The organism is Pseudomonas sp. NPDC089530, assembly GCF_050280705.1.
In the GTDB taxonomy this organism is placed as follows: Bacteria; Pseudomonadota; Gammaproteobacteria; order Pseudomonadales; family Pseudomonadaceae; genus Aquipseudomonas.
Map to the genome: position 1 here is coordinate 1 of NZ_JBNNVU010000045.1, position 18417 is coordinate 18417.

The 18417-nt window shown below is 63.4% G+C and carries 16 protein-coding genes; 2 read left to right on the top strand and 14 right to left on the bottom strand.

Annotation, left to right across the window (positions count from 1 at the left end):
• The 13 genes from ACQKQA_RS17725 to dksA form a co-directional block, all read right to left on the bottom strand.
• Positions 1–93, bottom strand: a 93-nt coding sequence (locus ACQKQA_RS17725) for a hypothetical protein (protein WP_233447046.1), incomplete at its 3' end; no start/stop codon positions are given.
• 151 nt (positions 94–244) lie between these two features.
• Positions 245–1111, bottom strand: coding sequence for an oxygenase MpaB family protein (locus ACQKQA_RS17730; protein ID WP_427560142.1), 867 nt, complete (start codon positions 1109–1111; stop codon positions 245–247).
• 39 nt (positions 1112–1150) lie between these two features.
• A complete protein-coding gene (gene acs, locus ACQKQA_RS17735; RefSeq protein ID WP_427560145.1) occupies positions 1151–3088 on the bottom strand; it encodes an acetate--CoA ligase in 1938 nt (645 codons plus the stop codon).
• A 161-nt stretch (positions 3089–3249) separates the two neighbouring features.
• Positions 3250–4914, bottom strand: coding sequence for a glucose-6-phosphate isomerase (pgi, locus tag ACQKQA_RS17740; protein WP_427560148.1), 1665 nt, complete (start codon positions 4912–4914; stop codon positions 3250–3252).
• A gap of 320 nt (positions 4915–5234) precedes the next feature.
• The gene (gene panC, locus ACQKQA_RS17745) at positions 5235–6089 is read right to left on the bottom strand and encodes a pantoate--beta-alanine ligase (protein WP_427560151.1); all 855 of its coding nucleotides are present in this window, start codon (positions 6087–6089) and stop codon (positions 5235–5237) included.
• Positions 6086–6886 (bottom strand): 3-methyl-2-oxobutanoate hydroxymethyltransferase, encoded by an 801-nt coding sequence (panB, locus tag ACQKQA_RS17750; RefSeq protein ID WP_427560154.1) that lies wholly within the window; start codon positions 6884–6886, stop codon positions 6086–6088. The genes panC and panB overlap by 4 nt, the downstream gene beginning before the upstream one ends.
• Before the next feature lie 237 nt (positions 6887–7123).
• The gene (gene folK, locus ACQKQA_RS17755) at positions 7124–7603 is read right to left on the bottom strand and encodes a 2-amino-4-hydroxy-6-hydroxymethyldihydropteridine diphosphokinase (protein ID WP_427560157.1); all 480 of its coding nucleotides are present in this window, start codon (positions 7601–7603) and stop codon (positions 7124–7126) included.
• Between the two features lie 4 nt (positions 7604–7607).
• Positions 7608–8990, bottom strand: a complete 1383-nt coding sequence (locus ACQKQA_RS17760) for a polynucleotide adenylyltransferase PcnB (RefSeq protein ID WP_427560159.1) — start codon at positions 8988–8990, stop codon at positions 7608–7610.
• Positions 8991–9738: 748 nt separating this feature from the next.
• On the bottom strand, positions 9739–11175 hold the full coding sequence (locus tag ACQKQA_RS17765) for a sigma-54-dependent transcriptional regulator (protein ID WP_427560162.1): 1437 nt from the start codon (positions 11173–11175) through the stop codon (positions 9739–9741).
• Positions 11176–11197: 22 nt separating this feature from the next.
• On the bottom strand, positions 11198–14152 hold the full coding sequence (locus ACQKQA_RS17770; protein ID WP_427560164.1) for a sensor histidine kinase: 2955 nt from the start codon (positions 14150–14152) through the stop codon (positions 11198–11200).
• A complete protein-coding gene (locus ACQKQA_RS17775; protein WP_003176118.1) occupies positions 14136–14312 on the bottom strand; it encodes a hypothetical protein in 177 nt (58 codons plus the stop codon). Before ACQKQA_RS17775 ends, ACQKQA_RS17770 begins: the two co-directional genes overlap by 17 nt.
• A gap of 77 nt (positions 14313–14389) precedes the next feature.
• Positions 14390–15283 (bottom strand): tRNA glutamyl-Q(34) synthetase GluQRS, encoded by an 894-nt coding sequence (gene gluQRS, locus ACQKQA_RS17780; protein WP_427560168.1) that lies wholly within the window; start codon positions 15281–15283, stop codon positions 14390–14392.
• 131 nt (positions 15284–15414) lie between these two features.
• Positions 15415–15855 (bottom strand): RNA polymerase-binding protein DksA, encoded by a 441-nt coding sequence (gene dksA, locus ACQKQA_RS17785; RefSeq protein WP_007924645.1) that lies wholly within the window; start codon positions 15853–15855, stop codon positions 15415–15417.
• A 333-nt stretch (positions 15856–16188) separates the two neighbouring features.
• On the opposite strand from dksA, the gene ACQKQA_RS17790 reads away from it, so the two are divergent.
• On the top strand, positions 16189–17361 hold the full coding sequence (locus tag ACQKQA_RS17790; RefSeq protein ID WP_427560170.1) for a pyridoxal phosphate-dependent aminotransferase: 1173 nt from the start codon (positions 16189–16191) through the stop codon (positions 17359–17361).
• Positions 17361–18074: a DNA/RNA nuclease SfsA gene (sfsA, locus tag ACQKQA_RS17795; protein ID WP_427560173.1), complete on the top strand. Its 714-nt coding sequence runs from the start codon at positions 17361–17363 to the stop codon at positions 18072–18074. Before ACQKQA_RS17790 ends, sfsA begins: the two co-directional genes overlap by 1 nt.
• Here sfsA and ACQKQA_RS17800 read toward each other — a convergent pair.
• Positions 18071–18388, bottom strand: coding sequence for a Rieske (2Fe-2S) protein (locus ACQKQA_RS17800; protein WP_427560176.1), 318 nt, complete (start codon positions 18386–18388; stop codon positions 18071–18073). The genes sfsA and ACQKQA_RS17800 overlap by 4 nt on opposite strands.
• Positions 18389–18417: the final 29 nt, after the last annotated feature.

Here is an 18417-nt window from a genome sequence, read left to right on the forward strand (position 1 = left end):
GGCGCCGAGATCGACCGCGGGGATGTTCGCCAGCGAACCCTGGAAACTGCCGACCGCGGTGCGGGTGGCGGCAACGATTACGACGTCTTGCATGGCGCGAATCCTCATTGTTGTTTGGCCTGGGCATCGATCGGCCGCTAGGGGGAAACGATGCCTGCGAACGCAGAAAATCATGGTTGCATAGAAGGCCACGGCGCGGCCAATCGCGAACCGGTGGGTCGCGATCTGTTCGCCCGGTCGGGGATTACAGGCCCATGCGTCGCTGCGCCCGCTGTATCGAACCATTGCGTACCGCCCAGCGCAGCATCGGCGCGCTGCGGTTGACGCTGGCGCGGATCAGCTGGCGTTGCAGCAGGCCCTGGTTGATGCCAAGCATGGTGCTGGCCCAGTCGGGCAACAGATCGATGCCGGCCTGCATCATCAACGCGCCGAACGGTTTGGCCAGCCGGCTCGGTGCCGGTGCCGCCTGCAGCAGGCGCAGCACTTCGTGGCTGCGGGCGTCACAGAGCAGTTGTGGGCGGATCCCGGCCAGGTAATCTGCCACGGCCCGGCGCGAGCGCGGGACATCGCGGGCGCCGAGGCGCTCGGCGATCAAGGCGACTTCCGCGTAGTAGCGGTCCTGGTCGGTGGGCGACAACCGTGGGTTGCGGTAGCGCAGGTGCGCCGCCAGAAAGCTACTGACTTCGGCCACATGCACCCAGGTCAGCAGTTGCGGATCGCTGGCGGCATAGGGACGGCCGTCGGGCGCATGGCCGACGATCTGCAGGTGAATGGTGCGCACCTTGTCGATCAGCCACTCGGCATCCTGTCGCGAACCGAAGGTGGTGCCGGAAATGAACTGCGCGGTACGCCGCAGGCGCCCGATCATGTCTTGGCGGAAGTTCGAGTGATCCCAGACTCCGGCCAGGGCCAGCGGATGCAGGGCCTGCATCAACAGGGCGCTGATGCCGCCGATCAGCATGCTGCTGAAATCGCCATGCACCTGCCAGCAGATGGCGTCCGGGCCGAACAGGCCCGGGTCGCCCTTGGGGTTGTCCAGGTCGAGCTGACCCAGCGACAGGCCGCCCAGGCTCATGACCTGGGTTTCGATACGACTGCGAATGAATTCCATACCGCTTGGCTGTTCCTTGGTTGGGAGGCTGAACCCCGCTCAGAGGTTCAGGCGCTTGTCGATCAGCCCCTCGACCACGCTCGGGTCGGCCAGGGTCGAGGTATCGCCCAGGCTGTCGAGCTCGTTGCAGGCGATCTTGCGCAGGATACGTCGCATGATCTTGCCCGAGCGGGTTTTCGGCAAGGCCGGTGCCCACTGGATCAGTTCCGGCTTGGCGAAACTGCCGATCTCGCGGCTGACCAGGCCCAACAGCTCCTTCTTCAGTTCGTCGTCGGGCACGACGCCATTCATCGGGGTGACAAAGGCATAGATGCCCTGGCCCTTGAGGTCGTGGGGGTAACCGACCACGGCGGCCTCGGCGATGCTGTCGTGCAGGACCAGGGCGCTTTCGACTTCGGCGGTGCCGATGCGGTGCCCGGACACGTTGATCACATCGTCGATGCGCCCGGTGATCCAGTAGTCGCCGTCTTCGTCGCGCCGGGCGCCGTCGCCGGTGAAGTAGTAACCCGGATAGGGTTTGAAATAGGTGTCGATCATGCGCTGCGGATCGCCGTAGACACTGCGGATCTGCGCCGGCCAGCTGGCCTTGAGCGCCAGGATCCCGCTGCCGGCGCCGCTGATTTCCCGGCCGTGTTCGTCCAGCAGCACCGGCTGCACGCCGAACATCGGGCGGGTGGCGCAGCCCGGCTTGACCCGGCTGGCGCTGACCAGCGGGCTGAGCATGATGCCGCCGGTCTCGGTCTGCCACCAGGTATCGACGATCGGGCAGCGCTGTTCCCCGACGTCATTGAAATACCATTCCCAGGCTTCCGGGTTGATCGGCTCGCCGACGGTGCCCAGCAGGCGCAGGCTGCCGCGGGAGGTCTGCCGCAGCGGCTCGGGGCCTTCGCGCATCAGCGCGCGCAACGCCGTGGGGGCGGTATAGAAGATGTTCACCCGGTGCTTGTCGATGACCTCCCAGAAGCGCGAGCTGCTCGGATAGCTGGGCACGCCCTCGAAGATCAGGGTGGTCGCGCCATTGGCCAGCGGGCCATAGACGATGTAGCTGTGGCCGGTGACCCAGCCGACGTCGGCGGTGCACCAGAAGACTTCGCCTTCGCGGTAGTCCAGCACGTACTTGAAGGTCATCGCCGCCTGCAGCAGGTAACCGCCGGTGGTGTGCAGCACGCCCTTGGGTTTGCCGGTGCTGCCGGAGGTGTAGAGGATGAACAGCGGGTCTTCGGCGTCCATCGGTTGCGCTGGGCAGTCGTCTTCGACGCCGCGTATGGCCTGGTGATACCAGAGGTCGCGGCCTTCGACCCAGTTCACCGGGTTCTGGGTGCGCTCGACCACCACCACCGTGCTGACGTTCGGGCAGCTCTGCAGGGCCTTGTCGACGTTGTGTTTCAAGGGCACGAACTTGCCGCCGCGCACCCCTTCGTCGGCGGTGATCACGGTGCGGCAGTCGGCATCGAGAATCCGGTCGCGCAGCGCGTCCGGGGAGAAGCCGCCAAAGACCACCGAGTGCACCGCGCCGATACGGGTGCAGGCAAGCATGGCGTAGGCCGCCTCGGGGATCATCGGCATGTAGATGCAGACCCGGTCGCCTTTGTTCACGCCGCGGCTTTTCAGGACGTTGGCCAGGCGGCAGACGTAGTGGTGGAGTTTCTTGTAGGTGATGGTCAGCGACTCGGCGGGATCGTCGCCTTCCCAGATGATCGCCACCTGATCGCCGCGTTTTTCCAGATGGCGGTCGATGCAGTTCTGGCTGACGTTCAACTGGCCGCCGGCGAACCAGGTGGCGGTGCCGGTTTTCAGGTCATAGCGCTGCACGGTTTGCCAGGGGGCGCTCCAGTCGAGAAAGCGGGTGGCCTGTTCGGCCCAGAAGGTGCTGGGGTGCTCGATGGATTCGCGGTACAGCCGCTGGTAGTCGTCCTGACTCAATTGCGCAGCCCGGCGGACGGCATCGGCGTTGGGGAACGTGCTGATATCGAACATGACGGTTCCTTATTCTTGTTTTAGCGACAAGTAATAAAGATGCGCCTTGCGGGGGAGGGGTTCAAGGGGAGGGAGACCGACGCGAGCCCGCTCGTTGCTACAGGTGGAATGCGCATCCTGTAGGAACGAGCGGGCTCGCGAAGGGTTGTTTCAGGTCGCGATCAACCGCGATGACGACCGCGGAAGTAGTTGATCAGGCCCTGGGTCGAAGCGTCTTCGGCCGGGCTTTCTTCGCTGCCGACCAGGCGGTTGTAGACGCCTTTGCCCAGCTCCTTGCCCAGCTCCACGCCCCATTGGTCAAAGGCGTTGATGCCCCAGATCACGCTCTGCACGAAGACCTTGTGTTCGTACATCGCCACCAGTGCGCCCAGGCGGCGCGGGCTGATGCGCTCCACCACCAGGGTGTTGCTCGGACGGTTGCCCGGGATCACCTTGTGCGCTGCCAGCTTCTGTACATCGGCCTCGCTCAGGCCTTTTTCACGCAGCTCGGCTTCGGCCTCGGCGCGGGTCTTGCCGAGCATCAGCGCCTGGCTTTGCGACAGGCAGTTGGCGTACAGCCACTGGTGATGGTCGGCGACCGGGTTGAAGCTGACGATCGGCACGATGAAGTCGGCCGGGATCAGTTGGGTGCCCTGGTGCAGCAACTGGTGGTAGGCGTGCTGACCGTTGCAGCCCACGCCGCCCCAGATCACCGGGCCGGTATCGGTGGAAACCGGCGTACCGTCCTGGCGCACGCTCTTGCCGTTGGATTCCATGTCCAGCTGTTGCAGGTGCTTGGTGATGTTGCGCAGGTAGTGGTCGTACGGCAGGATCGCGTGGCTCTGCGCGCCCCAGAAGTTGCCGTACCACACGCCCAGCAGGGCCAGCAGCACCGGCATGTTCTGTTCGAACGGCGCGGTCTGGAAGTGCTGGTCCATGGTGTAGGCGCCAGACAGCAGCTCCTTGAAGTTGGACATGCCGATGGCCAGGGCGATCGGCAGGCCTATGGCCGACCACAGCGAGTAACGCCCGCCGACCCAGTCCCACATCGGGAAGATGTTCTCTTCGCGGATGCCGAAGGCCACGGCGGCGGCGTTGTTGCTCGATACCGCGATGAAGTGGCGATACAGCTCGGCCTCGGAACCGCCCTGGGCCAGGTACCAGGCGCGCGCAGCCTGGGCGTTCTTCAGGGTTTCCAGGGTGTTGAAGGACTTCGACGAAACGATGAACAGCGTGGTTTCGGCGCGGATCTTCGACGACAGTTCGTGGAATTCGCTGCCGTCGATATTGGCCAGGTAATGGCAGCGCACGCCTTTCTGGGCGTAGGACAGCAGGGCCTCGGACACCAGCTCGGGGCCGAGGAACGAACCGCCGATGCCGATGTTCACCACGTCGGTGATCGGCTTTTCGGTGTAGCCGCGCCACAGGCCGTCGTGGATGCGCCCGACCAGTTCGGTGATCTGGTTCAGCACCTTGTGCACTTCCGGCATCACGTTGACGCCGTTGACCGACAGCTTGTCGCCCACTGGGCGGCGCAGGGCGGTGTGCAGGGCCGGGCGGCTTTCGGAAGAGTTGACCAGCTCACCGGCGAACAGGGCCTTGATCGCGTCCTGCAGACCGGCTTCGTTGGCCAGGCCCACCAGCAGGTTGCGGGTTTCGGCGGTGATCAGGTTCTTCGAGTAGTCGAGAAAAAGCCCACAGCCGCTGAGGCTGAATTGATGAAAGCGCTGTGGGTCGGCATTGAAGGCTTCGCGCATGCTGAAATCCTGCATGGCTTGGCGGTGGTCATTCAACGCCTGCCAGGCGGGCAGAGCGGTAACGTCGTGAGGAGTGCGGTAGTACGCCATCGCTGCGGTTTTCCTTTTACTTGAACTGCCTGTTGGACACTGAAAAGCCCGGAACGTCCTGCTCGAAGGATAACGTTCGGTCAACCCTGCGCTGACACGATTAAGCACGCAGGGCGATTACAGTAACGCTAGCGTGGTGATCTGTCTTGGCTTTGTCTGACCTGCGGCCGGTACTTTTTTATATCGGCGCCTTGGAACTGCTCAACGATCAGGGCTTCAGGGGAGAGAAATGCGTGGGGCCAGGACCCGCAGCATCGCTGCAAGCCCCGGGCGGCGGCAGTTTGCCCGAAGGTTGGGCTTCGGGCAATCCGCCTTTGGGGCTAGGCGTCGAGGTTCAGGTGCAGGTTGTCGATCAGGCGGGTGGCGCCCAGATACGCAGCTACCAGAATCACCAGGTCACGGTCGTCCGCGGTGGCCGGACGCAGGGTCAGGGCGTGGCGGACTTCCAGGTAATCCGGGCGGAAACCGGCGGCTTCGAGCAGCTGTTTCTGCTCGCCCAGCAGCTTTGGATAGTCCCGTTCGCCCTGGCCGATGGCCTGGGCGATCTGGCTCAGGCCGCGATACAGGGCAGGGGCGATGGCACGCTGCTCTTCGCTCAGGTAGCCGTTGCGCGACGACAGCGCGAGGCCATCGGCGGCCCGCACTGTGGGTTCGCCAATGATCTGGATCGGCATGTTCAGGTCATGCACCAGGGCGCGAATCACCGCCAGTTGCTGGAAGTCCTTCTGGCCGAAGACCGCCAGGTCCGGCTGCACCATGTTGAACAGCTTGCTGACCACCGTGGCCACCCCTTCGAAGTGCCCGGGGCGGCTGGCGCCGCACAGGCCTTCGGAGAGCTGCGGCACGCTGACCCGGGTCTGGCCGTCCATGCCGTCGGGGTACATCTCCTCGACGGTGGGGGCGAACAGCAGATGGCAACCGGCTTGCAGCAGCTTCTCCTGGTCGGCGGCTAGGGTCCGGGGGTATTTGTCGAGGTCTTCGCCTGCGCCGAACTGCAATGGATTGACGAAAATGCTCGCCACCACGAAGTCCACCCGCTGGGCCGCCTTGGTCACCAGCGCGGCATGGCCGCTGTGCAGGTTGCCCATGGTCGGTACGAAGCCGATGCGCTTGCCCTCGCTGCGGGCACGGGCTACGGCGGCACGCAGTTCGCGTACGGTCTTAACGGTATTCATGCAGAAAACCCGTGTTCGGCGCCAGGGAAGGTCACAGCCTTGACTTCATTGACGTAGGCGCTCAGGGCTGCCTGGATGCTGTCCTGGCCGGCCATGAAGTTCTTCACGAACTTCGGTGCGCGACCGCTCAGGGACAGGCCCAGCATATCGTGCAGGACCAGGACCTGGCCGTCGGTGCCGCTGCCGGCACCGATGCCGATCACAGGGATTTTCACCGCCTGGGTGATTTCCGCCGCCAGTTCGCTAGGCACGCATTCGAGCAGCAGCATCGCCGCGCCGGCCGCCTCGAGGGCGATGGCGTCGGCACGCATCTGCCGCGCCTGGTTTTCGTTGCGGCCCTGAACCTTGTAGCCGCCGAGGATGTTCACCGATTGCGGGGTCAGGCCCATGTGGGCGCAGACCGGGACGCCGCGCTCGGCCAGCAGGCGGATGGACTCCGCCAGCCAGAGCGCGCCTTCGACCTTGATCATGTGCGCGCCGGCCTGCATCAGCAGGGCGCTGTTGTTCAGGGCCTGTTCGGTGGTGGCATACGCCATGAATGGCAGGTCGGCGAGGATCAGGGCGCCACTGTTACCGCGCTTGACCGCGGCGACGTGGTAGGCCATTTCGGCGGTGGTGACTGGCAGTGTGCTGTCGTGCCCTTGCAAGACCATGCCGAGGGAGTCGCCCACCAGCAGTACTTCAACGCCGGCCTGGCAGCAGGTGTGGGCGAAGGTGGCGTCATAGCAGGTCAGCATGGTGATCTTTTCACCTTTCTGCTTGAGGCTTTGCAGGGTGGTCAGGGTAATGTCTGGCATGAAAAAGGGTCCTCATTCAGGCGCTCTGGAAACTGCTGCGAGTAACGCGCGTGATTCTTTATCTATGCAGGCGCACGCTCTGTTGTCGTGCTTATAAGGCCTGGATTGCGCCCTGTAACGCCGTGTTGGCGGCAACGGGACGCCTATAGTCGTGAGGAGAACTCGGGAAGTCAATTGCATGTGTTACCGCATTGTTACGGCGTAAGTGTTACCGCCGTAACTGATGCGTTTCAGCAGTCAGGCCAGGCGTTCCAGGCCGACAAATGGGCAGGCGGCGAGCAGCTCGCGCAGTTGGCGACCGTCGGCCAGTTGCAGGTCGGCGGGGGCCAGTTCGGCCAGGGGATAGAGGACGAAGGCCCGGGCCTGCATGTGGTAATGCGGCACCTTGAGCCGTGGCTCGTCGATCAGGCGATCGCCGAACAGCAGGATATCCAGGTCCAGCGTGCGCGGGCCCCAGCGCTGGAGCCGCTCGCGGCCCTGATCGTTCTCAATGGCTTGCAGCGCGTCCAGCAGTTCGAGGGGCGCGAGGCTGCTGTCCAGGGCGGCAACGGCGTTGGTGTAACGCGGTTGGCCGGGTAGCAGCGAATCGCTTTGATAGAAGGCCGAGACCCCTGCCAGTTGGCTGTGGGGCAACTGCGCCAGCGCGTCGATCGCGCTGCGCAATTGCTCTGCCGGGGCCGCGAGGTTGCTGCCCATGCCGATGTAGATCCGTTCCATCGGGTTATTCGCCGGAGGTGGCGCGCTTGCGCTTGGTACCACTGCTGCGACGGCGCTTGCGCGGGCCGGTGCCGGCGTCGTCCTTGCCGCTCAGGTCGCGGATCATGTCGCGGCGACCGGCTTCGTTGGCGTCCTGGTAGTCGGTCCACCATTCGCCCAGGCCGTCGGTCTGTTCGCCAGCGCTTTCGCGCAGCAGCAGGAAGTCATAACCGGCGCGGAACCGCGGGTTGTCCAGCAACTGGTCGGTGCGCTTGCCGCTACGGCGTGGCAGGCGTTCCTGCATGTCCCAGATCTCGCGGATCGGTAGGGTGAAGCGTTTGGGAATCGCGATGCGCTGGCACTGTTCGCTGATCAATTCGTGAGCAGCTTCCTGCATGGCCGGGATCGGCGGCATGCCACGTTCCTGGAGGCGCAACACGCGAGCCGGCAGGGCCGGCCACAGCAGCGCGGCGAACAGGAAGGCCGGGGTAACCGGCTTGTTCTGCTTGATGCGCAGGTCGGTATTGATCAGGGCTTCGCTGATCAGCGTGTGGGTATAGGTCGGGTTGTATTCCAGGGCCTCGGCGCTGGCCGGGAACAGCGGATCGAACAGTTGCAGGTCGACCAGCATCTCGAAGGTGTCGGCGGCATGGCCGGACAGGAACAGCTTGAGCACTTCCTCGAACAGGCGCGCCGAGGGGATCTCCCGCAGCATCGGGGCCAGATCGCGGATCGGCGCCGCAGTGTGTTTCTCGATGCCGAAATCCAGTTTGGCGGCGAAACGCACGGCCCGCAGCATGCGTACCGGGTCTTCCTGGTAGCGCTGGCGTGGATCGCCGATGAGGCGGATCAGGTGGTTACGGATGTCGTGTACGCCGTTGGCGTAGTCGAGGATGCGTTCGCTGACCGGATCGTAATACAGGGCGTTGATGGTGAAGTCGCGGCGCTGCGCGTCTTCCTCAAGGGTGCCGTATACGTTGTCGCGCAGGATGCGCCCGCTTTCGTTGCGCGAGGACTGGTTGCTGTCTTCCTCGTCATCTTGCGGATGATTGGCGCGGAAAGTCGCGACTTCGATGATTTCGCGGCCGAAGTGGATATGCACCAGCTTGAACCGCCGGCCGATAATCCGGGCATTGCGGAATTCAGCTCGCACCTGTTCCGGCGTAGCGCTGGTGGCGACGTCGAAATCCTTGGGGGTGATATTGAGCAGCATGTCGCGCACGCAACCGCCCACCAGGTAAGCCTGGTAGCCGGCGTTCTGCAGGCGTTCGACGATATTCACCGCATAACGGCTGAACTGGGCGCGTTGCAGCGAGTGTTGGCTGCTGTTGAGCACTTCAGGCGTGCTGCGTTTGTGTTGCGTACGACGCAAGGGAGAACGGAATGACTGGAACAACTTCTTCAGCATGGGATGCACTGTTTGAAGGAATGTTCGGCCATAACGAAGAATGACCGCATGATGGGCGGGGATTCTAGCATTTAGTCGGGGGATGGTGTAGGAAGCTGCGCGAGTCGTGCGCGGCGCCTTGGCGTGCGGGGTGATGGGGTTTTGCGCGAGTAAGGTCGCAATCCCGGAAACTCAAATCCCGGAAACTACAAGGGGAGCCAAAGCTCCCCCGGAAGTAGTTGCGTGCTCTATTTTTATTATTGGTTTCGGGCTTCTTGTTTTTGTTTAACGCCCTTGTCACCCGGTTAACCCGGTGTGACCCTCCCAATCGGGAGCCAAGAGCAAACGGATTGCTTTGGTCGCTGTGTTGCAATGATCAGTGATCCAACCAGTTCAGGCTCTGCCTTAGGGCAGTTTTTATTGTTCTCGGCCTGGTTGTGGGGCAAGCCCCAATGACAACGCCTCTCCAAAAGAATCAGTTAGCTGCGCCTCCGCCGTGTTGTTTTTGTTATGCGTGAGTCGATTCGTCTTATTTTTATTGTCTTGTGCATTGCTTGTTATTGTTCTTGTACCAAACATATAGCAGGTGCCGTGCCAACTTTTGCGAGGCCCAGTAAAACAAGGGGTTAGGCGCGTCGTTGAGGTTTTTTCAGGCCAAAAAAAACCGGGGCTTCGTTACCGTAAGCCCCGGTTTTTGTTACGTGAAATGACTGAGGTAACAGTTTTTTCACAAGGTGGCGTGTTACCCGTTCTTGTTACTGACGGGGTTTCAGCTTTCGCTGGCGATCCCGGTCTTGCGCCGTGGGATGCCCAGGCGCTGACGGCGCTCCCACAGGCATTTGCGGCTGACGCCCAGTTTGCGGGCCAGTTCGGTCTCGGTCATGTGGTCCTGGTGTTCGAGGACGAAATGCTGGAAGTAATCTTCCAGGGACAGATCTTCGGTCGGCTCATGGCTGGTGTTGTTGGCGCTGGCGGCCTGAGGCGCCAGGTTGACGAACTCGTCATCCTCCAGGTCGCTCAGCTCGATGTCGATACCCAACAGATCCGCGGAGATTTCCGGGCTTTCGCACAAAATGACCGCGCGCTCGACAGCGTTTTCCAGCTCACGGACGTTACCCGGCCAAGAATAGTGGCGAATGGCTTGTTCGGCGTCCGGGGCGAATTTCAAGTCGGTGCGGCCCACCCGCGCGCTCTGGCGGGCGAGGAAGGCATTGGCGATTTCGTTGACGTCGGCACCACGCTCGCGCAGGGCGGGCAGCTTCAGGGCGATCACGTGCAGGCGGTAATACAGGTCTTCACGGAACTGGCCGATCTTGGCCAGGCTCTTGAGGTCGCGGTGGGTCGCGGCAATCAGGCGCACATCGACCTTTTGCGACTGCACCGAGCCGACCCGGCGGATTTCGCCTTCCTGCAGCACGCGTAGCAGGCGGGCCTGAGCTTCGAGGGGCAGTTCGCCGATTTCGTCGAGGAACAGGGTGCCGCCGTCCGCCGCTTCCACCAGGCCGGCACGTCCGGCGCTGGCGCCGGTAAAGGCGCCTTTTTCGTGACCGAACAGCTCGGATTCGATCAGGGTTTCCGGAATGGCCGCGCAGTTCACCGAGATCATCGGTGCCTTGGCGCGCTTGGACAGGTTGTGCAGGGCGCGGGCCACCAACTCCTTGCCGGTCCCGGATTCGCCCTGGATCAGTACATTGGAGTCCGTCGGGGCGACCTTGCGGATCTTGCCGTACAGGTCCTGCATCGGTGGGCAGGAACCGATGATGCCGATTTCGCCGTTGCTGCTGTTGGCGCCGGCCTTGTCCGCGCCGTTGCCCGACTTGGCGACCGGGCGTTCGCTGGGGTTGCTTTGCGCCGTCTGGCGATCGCGCAGGATACGCGCCACGGCCTGGAGCATTTCGTCGTGATCGAAAGGCTTGGCGATGTAGTCCACCGCGCCCATCTTCATCGAGTCGACCGCCGAGCGCAGGCTGGCGTAGCTGGTCATGATCAGCACCGGGGTGCCCTGGCCCAGCTTGATCAGCTCGGTGCCGGGGGCGCCCGGCAGGCGCAGGTCGCTGACGATCAGGTCGAACGTGGGAATGCTGAAACGCTCTTGTGCTTCCTGCACGGAACCGGCTTCGCTGACCTGGTACTGGTTGCGCTCCAGCAGGCGACGCAAGGCGGAGCGGATAATGGTTTCGTCTTCGACGATCAAAATGTGCGGCATTGATTCGATTCTCTCGACGGTCTCAGTTCACAGCGGACGTCGCTACGACATGACGCGGCAAAGTCACCCGGATACGGGTGCCGCGTTGGCTTTCGGTGTCAGCCGGGCTGTCGATGGTGATTTGTCCATAATGCTCTTCAACGATGGAATAGACCAGTGCAAGGCCCAGTCCGGTGCCTTCGCCAGGATCCTTGGTGGTGAAGAAGGGTTCGAACAGCCGATCCATGATGCTCGACGGTATGCCACTGCCTTCGTCCTCGACGATCAGGTCGATGGTGTGCTCGCCGGCTTCGCTCTTGACCCGTACCGCGCTGCCCGCCGGCGACGCGTCGCGGGCATTGGACAGCAGGTTGATCAGGACCTGGGCGAGCCGCTGCGGATCGCCGTCGACCCAGTGGTCCGGATCGCACAGGTTGAAGAACTGCACTTCGAAGTTGCGTCGGTTCAGCGCCAGCAGACCAATGGCGTCCTGCGCCACCTCGGCCAGGCAGACGGCTTCGTCGTTATGCTGATGGCTGCCGGCGTGGGCGAAACTCATCAGCGACTGGACGATGCGCGACACCCGCTTGGTCTGTTCGAGGATCTGGCCGCTGATTTCGGTGAGTTCACCGTCTTCTTCGCGCTCTTCGCGCAGGTTCTGCGCCAGGCAGGCGATACCGGTGATCGGGTTGCCGATTTCGTGGGCCACGCCGGCGGCCAGGCGGCCGATGCTGGCCAGTCGTTCGGAATGCACCAGCTTGTCTTCGAGCATCTGGGTTTCGGTCAGGTCTTCCACCAGCAGCACCAGGCCGCTGTTGCCCGGGGCCAGGGGCTCGTCGATGGCGGCCTTGTGCAGGTTCAGCCAGCGGGTCTGGCCATCGAGGGCCAGGTGCTGCTTGTGCAGGTGCTCGTCGGGAACGTTGATGAAGCCTTGCAGCAGGGCTCTCCAGGGATCGGCGATGGTGGCCAGGCGCGAACCGACCACGTGCTGCGCCGGAATGCTGGTCAGCTCTTCCATGGCCTTGTTCCACATCAGGATTTCCTGATCCTTGGCCAGGGAGCAGACGCCCATCGGCAGTTCCTGCAAGGTCTGGCGGTGGTAGCGGCGCAAGGCATCGAGCTCGGCGGCCAGGCCGGTCAGCCGCGAGTGGTAGTCCTCGAGGCGGCTTTCGATGAAGTGAATGTCTTCGGTCACGTAGTTTTCGCCGCCGGCCTTGTAGGGCAGGAAGGTTTCCACCATGTCCTGGGCCACGCTGGGGCCCATCAGGCCGGACAGGTTGGCCTCGATGCGGTCGCGCAAGCGGCGCAGGGCGTAGGGGCGACGCTCATCGAAGGGCAGGTACAGGTCGCGTAGCGCCTGCTCGACTTCCTTCTGCGCGGCCTTGGCGCCCAGGGGCTTGGCCAGCTGGGTGGCGAACTCCTGGGGCGAGGCGGCGTGCAGTTCGCGGCGTTGCGGCCGGCGCACGTTGTCCACCGCGCAGGCTTCGGCGGCGCTGGCCTCTTCGGCGCTGGCGTTGGTGAACAGCGAGATCAGAGTGAACATCAGCACGTTGGCGGCCAGCGAGGCGATGGCCGCCATGTGCCAGCTGGTGTCGTCCAGCACGTAGATCATGTTCAGCAGCGGTATGTAGAAGCCCTGCAGGTTGCCGATCAACGGCAGCAACATAGTCACCAGCCAGACCAGCGTCCCGGCCAGCAGCCCGGCGATGAAGCCGCGCCGGTTGGCGGTCGGCCAGTACAGCACCGAGAGCACGCCAGGAAGGAATTGCAGGGTCGCGACAAAGGCCACGATGCCGAGGTTGGCCAGGTCCTGTTCGGCCCCCAGCAGCAGGTAGAAGGCATAGCCGGCCATGATGATCGCCACGATCAGCGCCCGGCGGGTCCACTTCAGCCAGCGGTAGATGTTGCCTTCGGCCGGCGGCTGATACAGCGGCAGAACCAGGTGGTTGAGGGCCATCCCCGACAGTGCCAGGGTAGTGACGATGATCAGGCCGCTGGCAGCGGAAAGCCCGCCGACGTAGGCCATCAGGGCCAGGGCCGGGCGCTCGGCGGCGATACCGATGCCGAGGGTGAAATACTCGGGGTTGGTGGTGGCGCCCAGCTTCAGGCCGGCCCAGAGAATCAGCGGCACTGCCAGGCTCATCAGCAGCAGGAACAGCGGCAGGCCCCAGCTGGCACTGACCAGCGAGCGCGGGTTGAGGTTCTCGGTGAAGGCCATGTGGTACATGTGCGGCATCACGATCGCCGAGGCGAAGAACACCAGCAGCAGGGTGCGCCATGGTCCTTCCTGCAGGGGCGTGTGCAGGGCGGCGAGGGCGGTCTGGTTCTGCAGCAGCCAGAGCTCCAGCTGTTGCGGGCCGTCGAACACGCCGTACAGGGCATAGAGGCCGACGCCGCCGATGGCGACCAGCTTGATCACCGACTCGAAGGCGATGGCGAACACCAGGCCTTCGTGTTTTTCCCGGGTGGCGATATGTCGGGAGCCAAAGAAGATGGTGAACAGGGTGATCAGCGCACAAAAACTCAAGGCCACCCGGTGCTGGACCGGCTCGCGGGTGAGGATGCCGATGGAGTCCGCCACCGCCTGGATCTGCAGGGCCAGCAGCGGCAGCACGCCGAACAGCATGATGAGGGTGGTCAGCGCGCCGGCCCAGGTGCTGCGGAAGCGGAAGGCGAACAGGTCGGCCAGCGAGGACAGCTGGTAGGTGCGGGTGATTTTCAGGATCGGGTACAGCAGCACCGGTGCCAGCAGAAAGGCGCCGGAGACCCCGAGGTAGCTGGAAAGAAAGCCGTAGCCATACTGATAGGCCAGGCCGACCGTACCATAAAAGGCCCAGGCGCTGGCATAGACCCCGAGGGACAGGGTGTAGGTCAGCGGGTGGCGGATGATCGAGCGCGGAATCATGCCGCGTTCGCTGATCCAGGCCACCCCGAACAGCACCAGCAGGTACGCGGCGCTGATCAGGATCATCTGGGTCAGGCTAAAGCTCATCGGCATCTTTTTGGCTCTGCAGGATGAAGGTCACGACGATCAGGATCAGCCAGAGCAGATACGGGCGATACCAGGCGCCCGTAGCATCGATCCACCAATCCATGATGGCGGGGGAGAACAGATAGATCCCCACTACCAGGAGCAGGACCAAGCGATAGATGTACATCTCGGCCTCTCTTTATTGTGTGCGTGCCCGAAAACGTGCGGCGATGGTAACGGATGGGCGCCAGGCTGCAAGGGGCGTCAGCGTATTTGCGCTTCCGGCACGCTCAGTGTGCGCGGGATCAGTAAAGCATCCCAGTGTTCGATGCCCCAGCCCAGCACTTCCCGGGGGCTGGCGTGGACCAGCGCGCTGTCGGTTTTCTGCCCCAGGGCGCGCAGGGCCCGCAGCAACAGCGGGGTGGCCTGGTCCGCGGCCAGGGGCGGGGAGCGGTAGGACTTGCCCAGCTTGTGCCCGTCCGGCTGGGTGATCAGCGGCACATGCAGGTAGCGTGGCTGTGACAGGCCGAGCAGTTCCTGCAGGTACAGCTGGCGCGGGGTGGAATCCAGCAGGTCGGCGCCGCGCACGATATCGGTGACGCCTTGCCAGGCGTCGTCCAGCACCACCGCCAGTTGATAGGCATAAAGGCCGTCGCGGCGACGGATCACGAAGTCGCCCACGTCGCGCCCCAGGTGCTGGCGGAACTCGCCCTGGACCCGGTCGGTGAAGCGATATTCCAGCTCCGGCACGCGCAGGCGGATGGCGGCATCCTGCTGGCTGTGGCCGGCATTGCGGCACAGGCCCGGATAAATGCCGTGATAGGGCTCCAGCTGTTTGCGCGAACAGGTGCAGGCATACGCCAGGCCCTGGTTGAACAGGCGGTTGAGGACTTCGGCGTAGGCCGCGTGGCGATCGCTCTGGCGGACCATCTCGCCGTCCCACTCGAAGCCGTAGCTTTCCAGGGCCTTGAGGATGGCGGCCTGGGCCCCGGGCTCTTCCCGGGGCGGATCGAGGTCTTCCATGCGCACCAGCCAGCGGCCGCCGACGGCGCGGGCATCGAGGTAGGAGGCCAGGGCGGCGACCAACGAGCCGAAGTGCAGGTGCCCGCTGGGGGTTGGGGCGAAGCGCCCGATGTAGGGGGAGGTCGAGGTATTCATGGGCAGGATGTTACTTGGTCTGATCCCCAGAGCGCGAAGCTTGCTCGCGGTCGGGCCTTCAGCCTTCATGGATAAACGTCGGAAACAAAAACGGAGCGTTTGCACGCTCCGTTTTTCGTTCAAGCCAGCAATTATTTGCCGACTTGTTTTTCCTTGATTTCCGCCAGGGTCTTGCAGTCGACGCACATGTCGGCGGTAGGGCGGGCTTCCAGGCGACGAATACCGATTTCGACGCCGCAGGATTCGCACCAGCCGTACTCTTCGTCTTCGATCAGTTGCAGCGTCTTGTCGATCTTCTTGATCAGCTTGCGCTCGCGATCGCGGGCTCGCAGTTCAAGGCTGAACTCTTCTTCCTGGCTGGCACGGTCGGCCGGATCGGGGAAGTTGGCTGCTTCGTCTTTCATGTGATCAACAGTGCGGTCGACTTCCTGCATCAAGTCCTGTTTCCACTTGTTCAGGATCTTGGTGAAGTGCTCGCGCATGGGCTTGCCCATGTACTCTTCGCCCGCGGTTTCAACATAGGGCTCGAAGCCGCTGATCGATTGATTCTGTTGCTTTGCTTGGGTGGGCATGAAATGGACCGCCTCTACTCATGTAATCCATTGCGCAGGATTGCTCCATCACCGGCATGCCGGCCCTGCGACTGCAAGCGGGCGAACTTACCAGATCGAATCGGGCGGCGCCACTCCCGGTTGTCGAGCCTGCGCCGGGCGCTGCTCGCAAAGGTCGACGCCGCCTGCTCCGGTCAGTTCGCAGGCCAGGTCAATTAATGATTTTAGCCAAGCCTGGGCCGGGTGTTCGTCTTCTTTATGGCGTGGAGAGTCGGTACTTGAGGGCCTTGGGTTCTCCCTTGTCCACGGGGTGGGTAGAATCGTTTTTTTGCTCACTTCAATGAAGGAAGGCTAATGGCTCAGTCCTACAGTGCGCGCAGTCGCGCTATCGAACCTTTCCACGTAATGGCCCTGCTGGCCCGTGCCAATGAGCTGCAAGCGGCCGGTCACGATGTGATTCACCTGGAAATCGGTGAGCCGGACTTCACCACGGCTGAGCCGATCATCAAGGCCGGGCAAGCGGCGCTGGCCGCGGGCAAGACCCGCTACACCGCCGCCCGCGGAATCCCCGAACTGCGCACAGCCATCTCCGGTTTCTATCGGCAGCGCTACGGGCTGGATATCGATCCCGGGCGCATCATGATCACCCCCGGTGGTTCCGGTGCATTGCTGCTGGCCAGCAGCTTGCTGGTCGATCCGGGCAAACACTGGCTGCTGGCGGACCCGGGCTACCCCTGCAACCGGCATTTCCTGCGGCTGGTGGAAGGCGCGGCGCAACTGGTGCCGGTCGGGCCGGACGTGCGTTATCAACTGACACCGGATCTGGTGGATCGCTATTGGGATCAGGACAGCGTCGGCGCCCTGGTGGCATCGCCGGCCAACCCCACCGGGACCCTGCTCAGCCGTGACGAGCTGGCAGGACTGTCGACTGCCGTGAAAGCCCGTAACGGGCATCTGGTGGTGGACGAGATCTACCACGGCCTGACCTACGGCAGCGATGCCGCCAGTGTGCTGGAAGTCGACGACAGCGCCTTTGTCCTGAATAGCTTTTCCAAATATTTCGGCATGACCGGCTGGCGCCTGGGCTGGCTGGTAGCGCCACCGGCGGCGATCGGCGAGCTGGAGAAGCTGGCGCAGAACCTTTATATCAGTGCCCCGAGCGTCGCTCAGTATGCGGCCCTGGCCTGTTTCGAACCGGGCACCATCAGTCTGCTGGAAGAGCGTCGGAACGAGTTCCAGCGGCGCCGCGACTTCCTCCTGCCGGCCCTGCGCGAGTTGGGTTTTGGTATCGCGGTCGAGCCGGAAGGGGCGTTCTATCTGTATGCCGATATCAGCGCCTTCGGCGGCGATGCCTTTGCCTTCTGCCAGCACTTCCTCGAAACCGAGCATGTTGCCTTTACCCCGGGGCTGGACTTCGGTCGCCATCAGGCCGGCCACCACGTGCGGTTCGCCTACACCCAGGACCTGCCGCGCCTGCAGGAAGCGGTGGAGCGGATTGCCCGTGGCCTGCGGAGCTGGCAAGGCTGATGCGCTTTCACCCTCACCTCGAAGAAGGCCGCCTGCTGCGTCGCTACAAGCGTTTTCTCGCCGATATCGAAACCAGTAGCGGCGAGTTGCTGACCATTCACTGCCCCAACACCGGCTCCATGCTCAATTGCCTGGTCGACGGCGGGCAGGTCTGGTTCAGCCGTTCCAACGACCCCAAGCGCAAACTGCCCGGCACCTGGGAAATCGGTGAAACCCCACAAGGCCGGTTGTTCTGTGTGAACACCGGGCGGGCTAATGCGTTGGTCGAAGAAGCCTTGCAGGCCGGTGTCATCACCGAGCTGAACGGCTTTACCGGATTGAAGCGAGAGGTGGCTTACGGGCAGGAAAAGAGCCGGATCGATTTCCGCCTCGACTATCCGACCGGTCCGGCGTACGTGGAAGTGAAAAGCGTCACGCTGGGCTTCGACGGCACGGCGGTGGCGGCGTTTCCCGATGCGGTGACCCAGCGTGGCGCCAAGCATCTGCGTGAGCTGGCACACCTGGCACGGGATGGCATCCGGGCGGTGCAGTTGTATTGCGTCAACCTGTCCGGCATCGAGGCGGTGCGGCCCGCGGAAGAGATCGATCCCGGTTATGCCGCGGCGCTACGCGAGGCCGTGGCCTCCGGGGTCGAGGTTCTGGCCTACGGGGTGCGCCTGAGCGCCGAGGAAATGTGCATCGACCGTCGCCTGGACGTCTTGCTCAACGGCTAAAGCCGGACCCAGATGCCCTGGCTGTCTTCCCGGCAAGGGATGGCCACCAGGGACTCCCCGGCACAGGGGCCGGCCACGCATTCGCCGCTTTCGATCAGGAACAGCGCGCCATGGGTGGCGCACTGAATCAGGCTCGCACTCCGATCGAGAAACTGATCAGGGCGCCACTCCAGGTTGACCCCGCGATGGGGGCAGCGATTGAGATAGACATAGACTTGTTGATTGCGGCGTACGGCGAACAGCTTTTGACCGTCAAGGACAAAACCTCGGCTGGAGGCGTCCGCCAGGTCGCCGGTCAGGCAAAGAAACTTCATATCTATCCTCTGAGGGCTCGTCTGTCCGG